Source organism: Chromobacterium haemolyticum, from assembly GCF_009936155.1.
GTDB lineage: Bacteria > Pseudomonadota > Gammaproteobacteria > Burkholderiales > Chromobacteriaceae > Chromobacterium > Chromobacterium haemolyticum.
The window spans coordinates 1,632,562-1,650,909 of the sequence record NZ_AP019312.1 but is presented as its reverse complement, the minus strand read 5'-3'; the positions used below and the strand labels follow the sequence as shown (position 1 = coordinate 1,650,909).

The 18,348-nt window shown below is 47.1% G+C and carries 8 protein-coding genes and 2 pseudogenes; 7 read left to right on the top strand and 3 right to left on the bottom strand.

Going from position 1 to position 18,348, the window contains the following annotated elements; all coding sequences use genetic code 11:
* The first annotated feature begins 119 nt into the window (after nt 1-119).
* The 3 genes from GYH29_RS07650 to GYH29_RS07640 all read left to right on the top strand — a co-directional run bounded on the left by GYH29_RS07650 (nt 120) and on the right by GYH29_RS07640 (nt 4,851).
* Entirely contained in the window at nt 120-506 is a 387-nt protein-coding gene (locus GYH29_RS07650; RefSeq protein ID WP_114155265.1) for a hypothetical protein, read from the top strand.
* A 443-nt stretch (nt 507-949) separates the two neighbouring features.
* The gene (locus tag GYH29_RS07645) at nt 950-1,615 is read left to right on the top strand and encodes a response regulator transcription factor (RefSeq protein WP_161523459.1); all 666 of its coding nucleotides are present in this window, start codon (nt 950-952) and stop codon (nt 1,613-1,615) included.
* Nucleotides 1,612-4,851 carry an ATP-binding protein gene (locus GYH29_RS07640; RefSeq protein ID WP_161523458.1) on the top strand — a complete coding sequence of 1,080 codons (3,240 nt, stop codon included), beginning with the start codon at nt 1,612-1,614 and terminating at the stop codon, nt 4,849-4,851. Before GYH29_RS07645 ends, GYH29_RS07640 begins: the two co-directional genes overlap by 4 nt.
* A 247-nt stretch (nt 4,852-5,098) precedes the next feature.
* Here GYH29_RS07640 and GYH29_RS07635 read toward each other — a convergent pair.
* Nucleotides 5,099-6,232 (bottom strand): annotated as a pseudogene (locus tag GYH29_RS07635) (IS3 family transposase).
* A 299-nt stretch (nt 6,233-6,531) separates the two neighbouring features.
* Here GYH29_RS07635 and GYH29_RS07630 point away from each other — a divergent pair.
* The 3 genes from GYH29_RS07630 (at nt 6,532) to GYH29_RS07620 (ending at nt 12,616) form a co-directional block, all read left to right on the top strand.
* Nucleotides 6,532-10,239: an autotransporter outer membrane beta-barrel domain-containing protein gene (locus GYH29_RS07630; protein WP_161524567.1), complete on the top strand. Its 3,708-nt coding sequence runs from the start codon at nt 6,532-6,534 to the stop codon at nt 10,237-10,239.
* Between the two features lie 470 nt (nt 10,240-10,709).
* On the top strand, nt 10,710-11,462 hold the full coding sequence (locus tag GYH29_RS07625; RefSeq protein ID WP_161523457.1) for a substrate-binding periplasmic protein: 753 nt from the start codon (nt 10,710-10,712) through the stop codon (nt 11,460-11,462).
* A gap of 776 nt (nt 11,463-12,238) precedes the next feature.
* Nucleotides 12,239-12,616: a hypothetical protein gene (locus GYH29_RS07620; RefSeq protein WP_161523456.1), complete on the top strand. Its 378-nt coding sequence runs from the start codon at nt 12,239-12,241 to the stop codon at nt 12,614-12,616.
* A gap of 460 nt (nt 12,617-13,076) precedes the next feature.
* Here the strand turns inward: GYH29_RS07620 and GYH29_RS07615 are convergent, their stop codons facing one another.
* Together GYH29_RS07615 and GYH29_RS07610 are read right to left on the bottom strand one after the other, a co-directional pair.
* Nucleotides 13,077-13,844, bottom strand: a complete 768-nt coding sequence (locus GYH29_RS07615; protein ID WP_161523455.1) for a hypothetical protein — start codon at nt 13,842-13,844, stop codon at nt 13,077-13,079.
* Between the two features lie 1,193 nt (nt 13,845-15,037).
* Complete coding sequence (locus GYH29_RS07610) at nt 15,038-17,692, bottom strand: TrlF family AAA-like ATPase (protein ID WP_161523454.1); 2,655 nt, start codon at nt 17,690-17,692, stop codon at nt 15,038-15,040.
* 258 nt (nt 17,693-17,950) lie between these two features.
* On the opposite strand from GYH29_RS07610, the pseudogene GYH29_RS07605 reads away from it, so the two are divergent.
* Nucleotides 17,951-18,170 (top strand): annotated as a pseudogene (locus tag GYH29_RS07605) (IS5/IS1182 family transposase); the annotation flags it as partial.
* Nucleotides 18,171-18,348: the final 178 nt, after the last annotated feature.

Below are 18,348 nucleotides of genomic sequence, written 5' to 3'. Positions count from 1 at the left end.
GCTAACTACACCGCATGTGATGTAAGCTGCTTTGCTTGCGTTAGCGAAAATTTAGCGCAGACGCCTGAATGAGGTGAGACCCTGAGATTTGGCGCCGACTAGCTTGAACGGGAGCAAAAATGGAAACCTTGACAGAGCAACAGAGGAAAACCCTGCGTGAAACCAGCACATTTGTTTCAAACCTATGCACGGCTTTTCTGTTTTTTGTGATGATCAGCATCGTCATGCCTGACGACATTGAAGCTTCCAAATGGGGTTATATGATCAACCTAACGGCGGTAGAGCTAGTGACGATCTTGTTGTGCTACGCATCCGCAGTGAACAGATTGATTCGCGCATTGTTGGGGCTGTTGATCTTCCTGCTGGTATCGCTTTCCTATGGCTACCACTTCCGTCTGGACACGCCCACAGGGGTCAAACAACATTTTCATAATGGGATTTGCATGGAATATGATTATTCAAAAAATGTAAAAAGAGTAAACGTAGGTGCTGGCGGCAGAACCTGATTGCAAAATCAAGTCTTGCAGGATTGATCGGGATGTGAATGAAGAAGCTTATGCCATTTGCAATACATAATAAGTATGAATGTATGACGCCCGGATGTGCCCTCCAGGATTCTTTTCCCACGCTTGTGTGCCACTTGTGTTTCATCGCATTAGTACACCTTGGTACGCAGGAAGACACCCACCTAATACCAAACGCATCCATCTAAGCCAGCCTGAACCACCATATGAACAATTTAAAATACACGTACTTTGTCACAATTAATAATTTTGTCTATGATCAAAAAAGGGAAACACACTGAGTGAGCAGCTAAAATGAAACTAACTATGGTTATACTTTGCAATACTTACTGTATCGATCCTGGTCAGCCGTATACAGCTATGACTAGCTCTTGATTCAATAAAAAATTAAATACAATTTTAAAGCTATGGAAGCGAGCTTGCTCATGAAAGCGAATAATACTAAATGGAAGTTGGCGGTGGCGGATGATCACCCTGTAGTATTATCCGCAATGATAGATGCGTTCAATTCCACACAAGAGTTTGAAGTCTGCTTAACCGCAAATTCGGGCAACGAACTATTAAAAGGTCTTGAAAGCATCAATTGCAATATGATCATCACTGATTTTTCCATGCCATCTGAAGATGGCAGCGAAGATGGGTTGAGATTAATCGACCGCATAAAAAGAAAATTCCCAACCACTCCAATTGTTATTTTTACCATGATAAATAGCAGCGGAATAATTAATTATTTAATAAAAACTCAGGTTGCGGGCGTTGTTGGAAAATCTGAAGAGCTAGATACCTTAATAAATGTATGCAAGACCGCTATTTCTTCTAAAAAAACAGTTCTATCTCCCAAACTTAATGAATTAGTTAGAAAGCAAGCAAGGAACAGCAAAGTTTTGAACCAGAAAAATAAGTTAAGCGCGAAAGAATTAGAAGTTGTAAGGCTTTATTGTCAAGGCATTTCTTTGGTAGAAATCGCTAGAATGTTAAATCGAGCAGTTGGGACGATAGGTACACAAAAGCAATCGGCCATGCATAAACTTCAAATAGATAATAACGTAGAGCTAATTGCTTACGCCAAGGAAAACGGATTAATCCAATGAAGTACGACAACCCACCGTCACACCAGACAATAAAAGAGTTAAATTCTAGCTTTCAGCGTGAAAAAAGAACTTTTGGAATCATTGTTCTTTTAATGATTGCCACTGCAATCATTACCGCATCCATTACTATTGCCGGCAGGATAAATAAGCAACTAGAGTGGGAAAATAACTCACTTAGAATTGCCTATTCGGGCATTAAGGAATTTATTGAGTATAGACAAATGTCGATGGTGGCGTTTGATCTCCTATTTCAAGCTACCGCTCCGGATACCACATTAAACTTATCAAGCAGGTACGCTGGGTCAAAATGTCAACTCCTATCGCCATCTTTGTCGCAAAATGAAAGATTGGAAAATGTTTGCAATGAGATAATAGAGAGAATTTCTCTACCCAATGCACAATTACCACTTCTTATTCTGTCTTTAGATGGCAAGTCAGCCTACATAAACTCTTCCTTTCAAAAAAACAATAATATAAATGAAATCACTTCCAAAATTCCGACCAAGCTACTAGCTCAGAATTTATATGCATACGCAAAGAATTCTGACACAACCATGCAGACAGGAGGAAAAATTGCATGGATTTCCCCTCCTTCTATTACTGGAATAAACCGAAAAACTATTTTAGGGATTGCCATAATTAAAGAAAAAAAGGTTCCTAAAGTATTAGCGATAACGTCCATTTCAATTAACGAAATTCATAATGTCGCCTCTCCATTGCCTCGCAACATCAGCATAGCGCTGACAGACTATACGGGCAAAATTGTGGATAGCGACCTCTCTTTAGCCACCGCTGCTAAATTACAAGAAAATCTGGCTCCATTAAGACCAAATAGATACTACTGGATAAGGGACTATGGGTGGGCATCCTTAAGCTCACAAGTCGTTCCGGGGTTTGGCCGATTTATTGTTTCTATTTCATATTGGGAACTCTTTGATAAAATATGGCGCGACGTAGCAATTATTTTTCTAATAACACTTAGCTTAGTAATATTCCTGCTTTGTGTATTCAAGTACTGGAGCAAGAACTACTTAAAGCCAGCATATACAAGAGCGGCGCAAGCCCTTGAAATGGACATGTTAAATCACTTTTTGGTTCATACCATTCCTGTTGGCCTATGTGTATTAGAAAGACCATCACTAAACTTAATATTTTCTAATCAAGTGGCAAGTAGTCTCGTTCTTAAAAATGAGACAGGCCACATACTGCCAATTAAATTTCGAGAGCTATTCGAGCAATCTCAAATGCAGCACCAAGGTGGAAGCCCCATCGAGCAAATAGGACACTTTCAGTACTCATTTAATGACCCGCTATCTCATAAAATGATTTATTTGGAGGTAATATACTCGCCTGCAATTTTAGAGCAAACCGATGTATATTTTTGTGCAATTAACGATGTCACCCAACACTATGAAGCAAAAAGCATATTAGAAGAAGCGCGTAAAACAAGTGAACAAGCCGCAAAAGCAAAGATTAATTTTTTTGCTGCAATGAGCCATGAGATCCGGACTCCTTTGGCTTCACTCGTTGGAAACATAGAATTAATTACAAAAGAAGGCTATGTAGGGAAACAAGAAAATAGAATACATGCCATGCATTCGTCAGCGCAAAATCTGTTAAGAATAGTCAATGACGTATTAGATTTCTCAAAAATGGATCTTGGCGAGATGAAAATCCATAAGGAATGGACCTCTCTCACTAGAATTTTTAAGCAAACCGCATTAATTTATTCCGCAATGGCAATCCAGAAGGGGGTAAATTTTTATATATTTATTGATAGAAATATTCCAGAATTAACGCTTTTTGATCCGATTCGTCTTTCTCAAATCATAAATAACATTCTCAGCAACTCATTCAAGTTTACCAGTTCAGGGAAAGTAGCCATGAACGCGAGTTGGGAAAACTCAATTCTTTGCATATCCATTACAGATTCGGGCATGGGAATGCCAGAATCAATCAAAGGCAATTTATTCAAACCATTTACTCAGGCCAATAACTTAAGCAGTACTCAAGGAACTGGGTTAGGCTTGTCGATATGTCATCGGCTATGTTTGCTTATGGATGGACAAATCAAGATAGAGAGCACTGAAGGTGTAGGCACTCGCGTAGAAATAAAGATTCCTTTAGAGCAAAAAGGTAATACAGTATCAGGTGAAAAATGGGGAATCCATCTAGAACGCCCTCTTATTATTTGCAGGGCAAGAGAAAATAAAGAATGGTTGATGAATTTAATTGTCTCAACGGATCATTCCATTGTCGTTTCAAGTGAACTGAATGAGATAAGAAACATATCTCAGTTTGACTACATCTTTGTCACAGATGAATTTGAACTGCAGGACATTCAGCATCTTATAGATCAATGTGCAAAAATTATATACATAAAAAAAGATGGCGCACTCAAATCTAGAAAAATAAAAGACAATATCTCAGAAGCTAATTTGTATGATCCTAGATCAATAAAGCAAGCGATAGAGAACTTGAAAAATGAAACTTCAAACATAAAACAGGAAGATGTGCCCAGTGAACATTTGCACTCCAACATAAATATACTTATCGCCGAAGATAACAAACTGAATAGAGAGTTATTGATAGATCAGCTAAAACACTTGGGCATCCACGCCATAGGCGTAGAAAATGGGAAAGAGGCTTTAATTGAGCTGAAAAAAGGTTATTATAATGCCGTTTTTACAGACATTGATATGCCTGTTATGGACGGATATGAATTAACAAGAAAAATAAAAACCATTAGGCCTGCAATGCCAGTTTTTGCAATTAGTGCGAGTGCAAAACCTGATAAAACTGCTAGAAATGAGGGCGCCGAATTTACGGATTACCTCATGAAGCCAGTTGAGCTAGAGGACTTGCATAATATAATTGAGAATCATTTTTCACATGATAAAAAAAAGAGCCACCACCCATATAGGAATAACGAGGAGCTCACGCCCAATATCCCGGAAAAATATTTACGCATTTTACGCATAGAAATAAAATCTGAGCTGGAGAAAATTGACGAAATTATCCATAAAAAAGACATGGCATTGCTTGTTAAGTGGACTCACAAGCTATTGGGTGGGTTTAAGGTTCTTGGCCAGTCCGATTTGAGTGAAAAGTTATCAAAATTTTATGACGAAATAAAAAGCCGTCCACACTGGGATGCTAATACTGATATTGAGCTGAGCTCAATAATAGAGGAGCTAATTAAAATATCAGAATTTGAACCTCCGCCACTCTCTTAGGTAATAATAAATAACTTTTTTTGCGTCTGATGCCCCTAACATTTTTCCGCACAGGTCAGGTAAATCCTGATTGGTGTTTTGATCCCAATGCTAGACGGAGACGCCGGTTGTTGTAGAAACCGATCTGTAGAAATTCAGACTTGATATGACCGTCAGGCCTTGCCGGAAGGTGGGGTTACCGGTTTTGATAAAGGTGCGAATCTTCATCAAAACAGCGCGCAAGCGCAGGTGAATCACCCCGGCTTCTCTAGACACTCTTGAGCCGTTGGAAATATTGCTTCTCAAACTCGACCGGTGATAGCCCATTTGCGGAACCATGCCGGCGCTTCGGGTTGTAGAACATCTCAATGTAATCGAAGATGTCTCGTCGGGCTCCCTCCCTGTCGTGATAGGTTGTTCGCTTGATGCGTTCCCGCTTCATCAACTGGCAGAAACTCTCCGCCACTGCATTGTCGTGGCAGTTCCCACGCCGACTCATGCTGAGCACCAAGCGATGGGCCTTCAGAAAGTCCTGCCAGTCGTAACTACTGAACTGACTCCCCTGGTCGGAATGCACCAGTACCTCCTGCTTTGGCTGGCGTCGCCATACCGCCATCAACAAGGCATTCAGCACCAGCGCCCTATGCATCGACCAGCCAATAACCTGCCGCGAGAACAGGTCGAACACCACCGCCAAGTACAGCCACCCTTCATGCGTGCGGATATACGTGATGTCGGTCACCCAGGCTTTATTCGGCGCATCCACGGTGAACTGGCGCTGCAGATGGTTCGGCACTACCACTGCCGGACGGCCACTGTAATGTCCAGAGCGTCGGTGGTAGCCCGTCTGCGAACGCAAGCCCTCCTGCTTCATTAGCCGTGCCTCACGATGTTTGCCGCAGTGCTCTCCTTGAGCCTGCAGGTCGTCATACACCTTGCGGTAGCCATAGACACCGCCACTTCTAGCCAGGCTTGTTTGATTTGCCCCAGCAAACGCTGGTCTTCGCGGGCGCGGAGTGAATGCGGAGACGCTCTCCAGGCGTAGTAGCCACTGGGATGCACAGACATGACACGACACAGTCGTCGGATTGGAAACTGCTGCTCGTAGGCCCGGATGAAGGCATACCTTACCCGGACTCCTTGGCAAAGTATGCGGCGGCCTTTTTTAGGATGTCGCGCTGCTGACCCGTTTCAGCTCTGCCTTAAGACGACGGATTTCGGCTTGCTGGTCCGCTGATTCGGCCGGCTTGGCACGCTTGGGGTCGTAGCGTTTCAGCCATCGATACAGGCTGTGGGCAGATGCGCCGAGACGGTAGGCAACTTCAGCGACGGGGTAGCCGCGCTCAGTGACCTGTTTGACGGCTTCGATCTTGAACTCTTCGGGGAAACGCTGCCTGCTCATGACACCTCCTTGTAGGGCCTAGTGTGAGGCTCGCGAGGTATCTAGGAAAGCGGGGGCGATTCAGTTCGGCATGTTTAAAATCGAATTCTTTCTATTTCTAATCTTTTGAATTGTAAAGAAAATCCTGGTTGCCGTTTAAGTGGTAGGGCTCGGTGTTGCTCTCATTCTTACAGGCTGAGCATGAGCAGTGGTTCCGTTGTGGAAGTCCAGTGTGTCTGGGTTGGCGGGATATTTCTGACGTAGTGGCCAAGCAGCTATCGCACGGTTTTTAGTCACCAATATTCATTTAGGACAATCAGATGAACAAGATTTACCGTGTTATTTGGAGTGCAGTCACCCAGCAGTGGGTGACTGTTTCGGAACTCGCTCCCGCACGTGGCAAGAGTCGCTCGGCAGTGTGTGCTTCAGTTGTTGCGCTGACCATGGGTATCGGCGCCTCTTTTACCTCTAATGCGATGCCAGTGGTAATAGCCAAACCTGGAGAAACAGTTGAACTGGGAGAGACAGTTGTATCTTCTGAGGGGGGGAGCATTCGTGCAGATTCTACGGTACAGGCGAGAGGTGTGGATGCGATCATTATTACCAATGATACGACCATCACTGCCGATGGACAGGCGGTGAGTGCCGTGTACGCCCTGAATGGCGGCAGAGTAGAAATTAATGGCGGTAAGTTGGTAACAGGAGAAAGCAATCGTCTGCGAGATTCTCACGCTGTTGTTGCGAGCTCAGATGGCAAGGTAGTCATCAAAAATGCCGAAATCAATACTTATGGTCAGAACGGGGCTGGGGCAAGCACAGAAGGGGGGAGTGTTGAGTTAACAGACACTAAAATTAAAACAGCTCTGGGCCCTGGTGTAAGATCCACTTCAAAATCCGGCGAGCTTGTCATGAATGGTGGCAGTATTGATTCTGGAGGATATGGAGCATATGCCCAGTCTGGGGCCCAGCTAACATTGAACGATGTAACGGTTGTGAGCCAGGGGGGGGGTGCCCAGGCAAATAGCGGCTCGACGATTACTATCAATGGTGGCTCTTTTGAAACCAATGGTAACTATGCCTATGGTTTGTATGCTAACAATCCAGATAATAGCTTCATCGATTTGTCGAGCGAAAAGAAAACTGAAATTTTAACTTCAGGCGTTGGCTCTCACGGTGCTTATGTGCTGAGTAGTCGAATTAAACTAAATGGCGACTCTATAAAAACTACGGGCGACAATGCGTTTGGTTTGTATGCACAGGGGAATAAAAAAGGAGATGCTGTTATTAGTGCGGCACAAGCAGAGGTTGTCACGACAGGGGTGGGGGCTCATGCTGTGGGCGCTATGAACAGCGATGCGATGGTTGAAGTGATAGGTCTTACTGTCGTAAAAGAGGACGGTTCGGAAGAGGTTAAAAAAAGTAGCATCACAACCACAGGTGAAAATAGCAATGGCCTGTACGCAAGTAATGGTGCTTATATTAATGTGGTGCAAGCGACCATTACTACCAGCGGTGTCTCTTCTGCGGGGGCTGCAGCAAAAACTGGCTCGAAAATTGATCTTAACAGCGTTGAAATAGAAACTACCGGCCAGGCTGCATCCGGTCTTTGGGTAGATAATGCTCAAATCAATGCCGATGATGTCACGATCAAGACCTATGGTGAGCCGGGTAAAAGCACGGCTTCCACGGGGGCATCGCTATTTAATGGCGCAAGCTTGTTGCTTAGTAATAGCAGCATCGAAACACTGAAAGATAAGGGAATGGGAGTGGATGTTTTGTCTGGTTCAAATGCCACTCTGATTAATTCCAGCATAACCACCCATGGCGATTTGAGCACGGGCGTGGCGGCATGGAACGCCAGCGCTAATCTGGATCAGGTTGTCATCAACACGAGCGGCCAAAACGCACGCGGCGTGGTGTCCAGGGGCGATACGGCTTCTGTGCTAGTTGCTGGATCTACCCTCAACACAGAGGGACAAGGTTCGTATGGCATTCATGCCACCGAAGGCGGCAAGGCATCGGTCAATGGCAGCCAGCTGCAAACGGCCGGCGATCAGGCGTATGGCGTTGCAGCTATTGAGAATTCTGCCGTCCAGTTGACTGACAGCACGGTGCGGACGGATGGCGCTAGCGCCAGCTTGTATGCAAAGCAGGGCAGCCGCATTGATATGGAGGGCGGCTCGATTGTTGCTAACCATGCCATGGGCCGCGCCATTGAGTTCTCGTCGCAGCAAGGGCTGGAAGATGTGATTCGCCTGGACGGTACTCAGGTGGCCGCCGCGGGCACTGCTATCTCTGCACATGGTGATGGCGTGTCGCGTCTGGAGCTGGCCAACAGCACGGTGGCCAGCGCGTCCGGTTCGCTGCTGTTGGTAAACGAAAGTGGTATTGATCAGCGCTTTGTCCTGGATGCCTCGAATAGTCAGTTGAGTGGCGACGCATTGGTCGATAAGGCTTCCCAAGCGGAAATCAACCTCGCCAAGCAATCGAACTGGCAGGGCAAAGCAAGCGGCCTGGGTGCGCTTAGCGTGTCGGAGGATAGTATTTGGAACATCACCGGCTCGTCCGATGTGGCGGCGTTGAACCTGCAAGGCACCGCGGCGTTTGCAGCGCCGACTAGCGGCGATTTCAAAACGCTGACGGTAAAGAGCGACTACGTGGGCCAGAACGGCACGGTGGTGCTGAACACCTATATGGGCGACGACAGCTCGGCAACAGACAAACTGATCTTTGATGGTGGCGCGGTTACGGGTAACACCAACTTGGTGTTCAAGCATGCGGGCGGCGATGGCGCACAAACGCAACAAGGCATCCGCGTGGTGGAAACGCAAAACGGCGCGACGACGACCGCGGAGGCATTTGTGCTGGACGCGCGTTCGGATGGTTACCGCCAAGGCGTGGGCACGCTGGCACATGGCGCTTATGACTACCGTTTGGCGCGTGGCGGCAACGGTGGCGAGACCGAGGATTGGTATCTGGTGTCGGCCATAGCGCCTACTAACCCGCCACCGCCAGAAGAAAAGATCGGGCCGCCGGAAGCGGAGCTTGCGCCGCGGCAGCCGCCTAGCGTGAGCGAACCGGTCTATCGTCCAGAAGTGGGCGGCTATCTGGCCAACCGCCAGGCTGCACTGAACAGGCAAGTGCATACGCTGCGCGAACGCCAGGCGCAAGCGCCGGGTGTGGGCGGTAACGGTGGCGAGCCGAGCAATAACAGCTGGTTCCGCATAGCGGGCTCGCAAACCGATTGGGATGCCAATGGTCTGACGGGCAATGGCACGGAGCAAGTGGTGCACTTTGGCAGCGATGTTGCCCGTTTCAGCGCTGGCGCGAATGGCAAAGTCCACCTGGGTGTGATGGGTCAGTACTCGCGTCATACCGGCTCGGTGGACAATGGCTGGTTGAGCGCCAGCCACAAGGCGGATGGCGTCAGCGGCGGCGTCTATGGCACGTGGTATGGTCATCAAGACGAGCTCTCGGGTCCGTACATTGACACCTGGCTGATGTATGGCCGGTTCAATAACCAGGTTCAGGGCCAGGGTCTGAGCGGGGAAAGCTACCACTCGCAGGTGTTCACCGGTTCGGTGGAAGGGGGTTACTCCTTCAAGATCGACGAGCGCCCGGGGGCGCAGGTTTATCTGCAGCCGCAGGTACAACTGATCTACTCGGATTACCGGGCGGATGATCATAAAGAATCGACCGGCACGATGATTTCTGGCCAATCGATGGGCACGGTTCTGGCGCGGCTGGGTGTGAGGTTGCAAGGAGACTTCCAGAATGAGGCGAAGCAAACGCGGATGCGTCCGTTTGCGGAGCTGAACTGGTGGTACAACAACCGTGGCTCGCAAGGGATGAATTTCGATGCTCAGCAGGTGAGCCTGGATCTGCCATCGCAATACGGCGAATTCAAGGTGGGCTTGCAGGGCAACCTGTCGAAGCGGCTGGAAGTCTGGGGCAGCGCGGGGGTGAAGACGGACATGTCTTCGTTCACGAAGGGCAGCCTGCAGGGCGGTGTGAAATACAACTGGTAAGGTAGTTTGCCAAATCAACCCGGGGTTCGCCCCGGGTTTTTTATTGGGTGGTCGTTCATGTTAGAAATATCTAAATCTTTCTATAGACTATTGGGTGGACGAAACTATATCTTTATTTATTTTGGTAATTTAGCAATGATATTGAGTAAAAACAAAATAACAAGCAGCACAACAAACATCGCAGTAAGATTTCTGGTATATTTTGTTCCAATTGCGTATTTGCTATATTATATTATATTGTTTTACATATGGTGCATCGATGGCATTGATATCTACGTTGTTCTTGTTAGCTTCACTTTGATAATTATTGAAATTGCCACCATCGCCCTGCTGGAGTGGATCGACAGGGGCCGCTGAATAACGGAAAATAAAAACGCCAATGCCAATGATAACTATTACAATCTAAACTGAGAGGGATTGTAGAGTTTATTACTAGCGCTACCTGCGTGATTAAATCTATAGGTGATAGTATGTGGCATTCCATTTTTTTTATATTCGCCATAATTCTTTCAAATAATACTGTTGCAAAAAAGTTGTTTTTTGTTGCGGAGGATTTACCTCCTTTTTCATATGCTACTAGTGGAAACCCAGATTCGCCACTTGGTGCCTTGCATGATATTTTTAAGTTAGCGTGTCAGAGCGCAAAAATAAGTTGCAAAGTGCAAGTATTTCCATGGCGGCGAACGTACCATATGGCATTAAGTGGAGAAGCTGATGGAGTTGTTTTCATGTTGCCAACTGCCGAACGAGGGGAAAATTTTTTATTTTCTTCCCCAATTGTAACTTCTGGATACTCTTTTTTTGCTGATAAAAATAATATCTTTAGTTATAAAAACGGAAGGGATTTGGACAAAAAGCTAATTGTGGTTTATGGGCCATCTGGAATTTCAAATGCAGTAGCTGACCTGGCGGACAAGAACAACGCTACCGTTCTGATTGAGGTTTCAAACGACATAATTTTGAAGAAATTTAAGGCAGGCCGATACCCGGATGGTACAATACTAGCGATGAATTCTGATGTGGGGAATAGATTGATTGATGAAATAAAAATACCGGAATTAAAGAATGCTGGCACTTTCCAATCAGTAAAGTACTCAATAGCTTTTTCAAAAAAATCAAAGAATCTATCAGTCAAAGATAGCCTTTTTAAAATAATTGATGAAATGAATAAAAATGGAGAAACAAGTAAAATATTGAGTAAATACGGCTTAAAGCAATATTGAGAATTGCGTACATTTTATCTGGCAGTGCGTTAAATTTTTTATTTCGTCGATCATAGAAGTTCAGATCTGATCTAACGGGATGGCCTCTCCCCCTGCCAGCATAGATGTGCCAAAGCTGTAGTGACAAACCACCGCTTACCCAATAGGCATTGATCATGAAGATTCCGATTATCGACACTCAACAGCCACGAGCGTACGCCGAAGCGATCGGCATACCTGGTTCTCATTGTAAATAGTGTTGATTATATGGGCCAAGCGAAATCACTGCGATGCCTACGCAAATAGCCGGGACAACATGTAGTGTCTTTGATGATTGCGAAGATCATTTGACCTAATGTTGATATGGGAAAATTTTTTCAACATGGATGATCGTGGAGAATTTGTGCGGATTGAGGTGGATTTGTTAAGTTTTCATAGCCATTTGCTGAATACTTATCACCATGGGTTGTGTATCTCATGCAAAGCCTTAGCATCCCAAGACTGATTGATGTGACTTCACACTCAATGAAACATTAAACATCATATCTGTCATCTTCAGTGATTCTACTGCTTTAGAATTCGCTTTCTACTGAATTAACTACAATGAACTACCACTAGTCTTAAAGACTCATTCGATACAGAGTTAACTCGCGACCGGGGCGGGTATTCAAGTTAGTTATTGGTTCTGTGCATGTCGACCTTCTTATGGTGTAACGTTAAACTGAGCTAGCTTTAGGAGTGTGAATCAGTGAAATTAATCAAAAAAAAAACCGCTGAGGTTTATGGCTACATTATCAATGAGTTCATTTTACTTCAGTATTTTCGTACTATTAGTTTTCAGCAGCTTGATTCTGGTTTTTCCTTTGGCGTTTCATATGATTGCATATGGTGTCATTAATTTTATATTGATGATAATAATTGTTTTGAAATTGAAAATTTACGGCTTTGACAGATGGGCAAAAAGTAAAATGTTACTGCCGCAGTGCTTGTGTGCAACTGGTCATTTATGGCTAATACTAAGCGCTTTGATATTAAAGGAAGCAAATAATACGCCCTTATCTCATTATCCTCCAATATTTATTGCGGCCCCACTTGTTTTTATGTTTTGTGCGCATTACTTTGTTGGTGTTGTGCTTGGTATTAATAATTTACAAGGACAGAAAAAATTTTTGTAAAGAAAATTTTGGGCTGTTAATGCCAACTAACAAAACCTATTGATGCCTATACCTATTTCTTGGGGAAATAAAACGTAAAGTCGTTAGTCAGAAGCTCTGGAAGTCGTTGCAGCTGTACCCCAGTATCAAGCTCCCGTCAGGGAAGGAAGCCGCAGCTGAATGATTTTGCAGCCTCAATGGCATCTTTTCCGTTCTCACTACCGGCATTCCTTGGGAGGTCCAATGCCCCCCGGTATTGAATTGCACGTGGCTTTAGAGTTCAATAAAATAGCCACTCTACCTCTCGGCAAGGTCTAATGATCAGATCAAATCGGAACTTCTCCAGCTAAGCGCAGGATAACCGGAGTATCCGGTCATCCTGACAATAGGGTGCCTGAGATAGCTCAGCTGATTGGAAAAAACTTATCAAGGAATTTGTATTTCCATCACCGATAGTTGCTAATTCAGGTCTTCCCTGAGCTTACATAAACATACCATTCCCAGTGTATAAGCCTACACCAATACCTCCTCCGCTGAACTCCCCAAAATAAAGGTTGGGACCACCATCAAACTTGATTTTAGAATAAAAAAGCCAACCTTGAAAACCATATTTCGTTGGTTTTCCTTTAATATAAGAAGCTGAGTATTTAGACGAGAAATTCCCTTTAAACACCCCAACGCGAAACGCTAGCCCTGAATCAGAGGTGCTCGTGAACACAATCTGAGGAGTAGACTTAATGGCACAGATAAGCACTTTGTGCCCTGTAACTCCTGCCGCAGCAAACTCACACACTGTAGGCCAGGAATTTGTTGCGTCCGGAGACAATGCATAGACTTCCGCCCTGCGATTAACACCTAACATCTTATAGTTTAAACCACTTCCCGAACCAGTTGAATTATATTCAATGACTGCGTTCTCATCTTGCTTTTCACTTCTCAGGGAATTGACTTTAAACTCAATAACATCATCGCCTTTTTCTTTGGAAAAGTGAGAAACAAACTTCTGATTCCCCAAGCCTTCCAACCAAAGAGTCCCATCCTCACCATCAACATCAGCGTGAATATTAAATTTATTCATGCCAGAATAAACAGGACCGAGATTAATCCAATCCGAGCCGCTAGCCAATCTTATTTTAGCAGTGTAAGTTATTGATTTATTTTGAGTGTCGCTATCTATATTTATGTAGACAGGCTTTGCCATAGCTGCTGCGGAAAATACAAGTGGAAACATGATAAATTTAATTTTCATTCTTCATCCTTTGCTTTGCAAATGTTAAGGTTTGGTTTGGCTTTGCTGGCTTTCTTTACCCCTCCTTTGGCCGCTAAACATTAATCCGTGTTTTATAACTATGAAGGTAGGTTTGATATTCAATAATTTTGACTGAATTGCAAATCGCTTTGCGTGGTAAATTTTACATTTCGGCAAAATTTTGCAGACTAGCACGCTTCGCTTTTAATTCTCATAAAATACTTTGAATAGCCAACGGCGTTTAATATGGCTATTTTGAAAATAGACATCATCAATTTATCTTTGTTCCGCATTTTTTGACTCTCTAGCTGAGATATTTATTTCAATACAAAAATATACGAAACATACTCATACGCTTGACCGTAGAACATGCGTTGAATGGAGAGCCACCACACAGCCCAAATCGTTTGGCACTGAAGCAAGCGGAATTGGGTGCCTCTGGCGCACAGAACGACCTTCAGGAAGAGGGTATGGCTTACAGAAGCGGGTGGCAAACCACCATGAGCGGTTTGGGTCAACAGCCCCGGTCGTGAGCGTCATGGAAAAGGCTTCGTAAAGACGTCAGATATGGGTCATGGAAGACGAACAACCGAGAACTGCCTTTCAAGTACCGATAGTACTCATATGACATCAAAACCGGGGAGTGATCTTGCCCCGCGATCAGTAGGGATTAATACCTGCTTACGGTCCCGTCGGTGTCCAACATAGAGGCAACGTCAGCCTGATTCGGGCTCTTACGTTGAACTGCAGGAACCTTCGATGGCGATGCCAAGCGAAAGGCACAAGCAAGACCGATAAAAACGATGCGCCATCATGGTACGAGGCAAATCGTAGCAGTGTTGAAGCCTCTGTAATGGCGAGAGACCGAAGGGGTTGCGTCATCCTAGTCAGCTGTGGTGTCAACTGCATAAACAGGAAAAGCACGACCTCATTGAGTATTCGCATGAATTTCACTAGTAATTCTTACTTCAACACCAGCATACCTTCCTACTTGAAAGCCATCATCACCTCGCATTTCAAATCCGCAGCGCATTCGCGCGGTGATTCCATCACCCGGCTCTGAATCACCGCCAGTTTTTTGCTGAGCGCTCTTCGACCTAAGCAGTCGCTTAAGCCCACAATGAGTAATAGCTGCTTTCACATCGGGAAAGCAGCTATTCGCGTATCTAGTAAATGAGAGGCAATTCAGGCCATCAGAACTCGTACTTCTCTTTGCGCTGAATGAAGGCATCGCGCCCGCCTTCCAGAATGCTTGCCACCTGATCTCGAATCACAGGAACGTCAATCGAGCCTTGTGCTTCCAGTCCGAGACACCCTTGATTCTCAGCGGCTGTGAACACGCCAATCCACTCGGCATCTCCAAACACGGGGATGTTCGCGTTGTGTGTCGCGAACAAAAACTGTCGGCCAGTCTTGGCCTCCCTGAGTTCGCTGACGATTCGATCCGCGATGAAGGCGTTGTCTAGGTTATCCTCAGGCTGATCCATCAGAAGGGGATCGACATTCTCAAGCAGCAGCATGTGCAGGATTGCCGTGCACTGCTGGCCTGTTGAGAGCTTGTTGAGCGGCCGGAATACCGGATCGGCTTGGCCGTGAGCGACATTCAAAAAGATGTCCACGCGATGCTTCAGCTCCAAGGCCTCCAACTCCATCAGCTGAGACAAATGGAGCTTGGTGAGTGCGTCCGCCACAATCTGCGTGACGCCGCAATCGAGTTGCACGTCGGCAGACCCTTTCTGAATCGACTGGGCCAGCGACAACGGGGTGATCGTCTCGGCGTTCTCAATGAACGCAAGCCGCTTTTCGCCCACACCGTCCAGCCTACAACCAAGCAGGAACGTCATCAATGGCGTGCGGTCAGCCTCCGGCACAATTTCAACCTTGAGCTTGCCTTCAAGCCGCCTGTTCAGCTTCTTCGCAGCCTTCTGCAACACTTGTATGCGCTGTCCACGTAAATTGGACTGCTCGGCCAACAAGTTGCGCCGCTCCTGACGCAAGACGTCGCGCTGGGACTCGTGGTTAGTTGCCCGCGACTTCATGGGCTTGATGCGCTCGACCTCCCCCATCAACTTCTGATAGGCAACACCGACCTCCTGCCCGCTCTTTCCCGCAGTGGCGGGCAACGTCCGCAGCGCCTTCTCCAACTCGGCCTCGTGCTCCTGAATCGCCTGCTGCCATGCACCATGCTGGGTGGTGAACTGTCCTGCCCTGTCATCAAGGAAGGCCTGCATAGTGGTCAGATGGTCGGTGAACCCCTGCTTGAGTCCATCCAGCGTAGCGCGCATAGCGAGCAACTGGACAGCATCAGGCAACCCCTCAAGGGCCTCATCGTTGATGAAGTCAAGGTCAGGCAAGCAGTCACGCAGGTCTGAAAGCGCGTCACGAAAGCTCTGCACGCCATCGGTCGCGGTCTTGGCAATCTCTCGTTCGCGTGCAAGCAATGAGGTCTTCGCCAGCTTCTCCTTGATCCCCAGCTCATCAAACCCGCGAAGCTGCTCTTCCAGCTTCGGCAAGAGCTCAACCTGTGCATTCAGCTCGTCAAGATCGGTCAGGGACTTCATGAGCTTCTGCTGGTTGTCCTTCAAGCGCCTATGCACGTCGGCGCTCTTCGCCTCGTACTCCCCGTCTTGAGGAAGAAAGCGATCCAGCAACTGCACTCGGCTGGTTTCATCTTGGGCCAGCTCGTAAATCTCGTTCTGCCCATAAATGTCGATGCCCGGCAGCAAGTCGCGCGGAAGCAGGGTGGAGACATTGCCATCAATGTCACGCACCATCGGCGGCTCACCATGACGGCGCGAGATGGTGTACTGCTTACCGTTCTGGGCAGAGGACACTACTGTCAACTCAACCCGACCGGCCGAGCGACCAAGGTTCTCCTTGATGATCTCTTGATGGAGCTTCTGAGCCTGCTTGCCTTTGGGTGGCAAGTCCAAGGCGAAGCGCAGGCATTCGAGCAAGGTTGACTTGCCCGTTCCACGGCCGCCGATCACCGTGTTGAGATGGTCTGAAAAATCCACCCGGACGCCATCAAGGTAGCCACCGGCCACCGTCATGCGTACCACCTTGCCAATTGGGCTTTGGGCCTGCTGCGAGTTGAGCCGGACTCGCGACCCTGGATCAAGGAAGGCGACCTTGAACGCAGCGAAAGTAGGCCGTGTCATCTTGATGAAGCACGTTGCGCTCGGCTGATCCAAGTCATCAGGCTTGGCTACATCCTTGGCATTGATCGCTGCCACAGAGCGCTCACGCCGGTAGCTGTCGTCCTTGTTCAAAAACACCTTGCGATAGAAGTCCCCCTCGATGCTCGTCAGGTCGTCTATCGACCCCGGAATCTGGGCCGCGCGCAGCTTGGAGTGCTTCCATACGTGGTTCAGGCGGTTTTTCAGCAGCCCACTGTCCTGCGTGCAATGTGCGGCGTAGATGAACCCGCCCAATAGATCGACCTCTTCGATCAGTTCTTCCGAACTCAGCCGAGAAGGCCGGATGCCATTCGCTGGATCATGCAGCTTGAGGTTGCCAAGGTAGCGATCAAGCTGCTGCACTGTGGTGTCCTCGGGGAAGAGGCAGACATAATGTGTCTTGTCGTTTGAGGCGATCTCGAAGCCGGGAAACACCACGATCCCGTGCGGCTGTAGCACCTGACGCAAAGCATCGACGCTGGCCACGCTGCCGTGGTCGGCTAAACCGACAACCTTGATACCCAGCTCAAGGCACTTTTGAAGCAGAGCTTGATTGTAGCCGCCCTCATCCAGTCCGTGATCCGCTCCCCGGTAGGTACCGTTGTAGCCGACAGGATTAACCTGTAGCGCGCAGCGCCAAAACCTCGCGTAGGTGTGTTGATCGCTCATGAGAGATTCTGCTAGTTAGCTAACATCAGTTACAATAGCACAATAGCACAATGGCATATGCTTTGACTTTGGCCGAACTCCAGACTAGTTCTCTTAATCAAGGATGGCCACCATCGGCACTTGGGGTTAAAAATGGCCAGCTACAACCGGTACCCTTTCTTGGCTAGCGGGCTTCGGCAAGCTGCGCATACGCTTTGTTCAAGCTGGCTTTCTCATTGATCTGCCTACGATTTATCGACAGGTTTTGTTAGCGGGCCTAAGGCCTGCCATGAGGCGATTGCTACGCGAGATGCGATCGGGTGTATTCTGCCCCGCAAGAATGCGAAGCCATGAAAAGGTTTGCTGGGCGTGCTGGCTCGGAGCGAGATTCTGCGGACCACCAAGCGTCTAGGGTAGAGCGATCTGGAGGCGCTGGAGCAGCTATCATCGCCGCAGCCTGGTGGAAACCAAGATTCATTGCTTCAAACTGCTGGGTGAAGGATGACCGCCTAGTGCTTCTATGGTCAAGTGGCTGAGCTGCAGGACGCTCTGTCATCTGAAACCGCTTCAGCATGCTGGGCCGTCCTCGAACAGTGGCTGCGGCGTAAATCTGATTGGGGAAAGGGAGCACTCGCCCTGCCTGTGGTTTGTGTAACAGAGCCGGTAAGCAGCGAACA

Bases quoted from the DNA above. Each gene is read 5' to 3' on its own strand.
- GYH29_RS07650 (WP_114155265.1), top strand. From the start codon at position 120: ATGGAAACCTTGACAGAGCAACAGAGGAAAACCCTGCGTGAAACCAGC.
- GYH29_RS07645 (WP_161523459.1), top strand. From the start codon at position 950: ATGAAAGCGAATAATACTAAATGGAAGTTGGCGGTGGCGGATGATCAC.
- GYH29_RS07640 (WP_161523458.1), top strand. From the start codon at position 1,612: ATGAAGTACGACAACCCACCGTCACACCAGACAATAAAAGAGTTAAAT.
- GYH29_RS07630 (WP_161524567.1), top strand. From the start codon at position 6,532: ATGAACAAGATTTACCGTGTTATTTGGAGTGCAGTCACCCAGCAGTGG.
- GYH29_RS07625 (WP_161523457.1), top strand. From the start codon at position 10,710: ATGTGGCATTCCATTTTTTTTATATTCGCCATAATTCTTTCAAATAAT.
- GYH29_RS07620 (WP_161523456.1), top strand. From the start codon at position 12,239: ATGAGTTCATTTTACTTCAGTATTTTCGTACTATTAGTTTTCAGCAGC.
- GYH29_RS07615 (WP_161523455.1), bottom strand. From the start codon at position 13,844: ATGAAAATTAAATTTATCATGTTTCCACTTGTATTTTCCGCAGCAGCT.
- GYH29_RS07610 (WP_161523454.1), bottom strand. From the start codon at position 17,692: ATGAGCGATCAACACACCTACGCGAGGTTTTGGCGCTGCGCGCTACAG.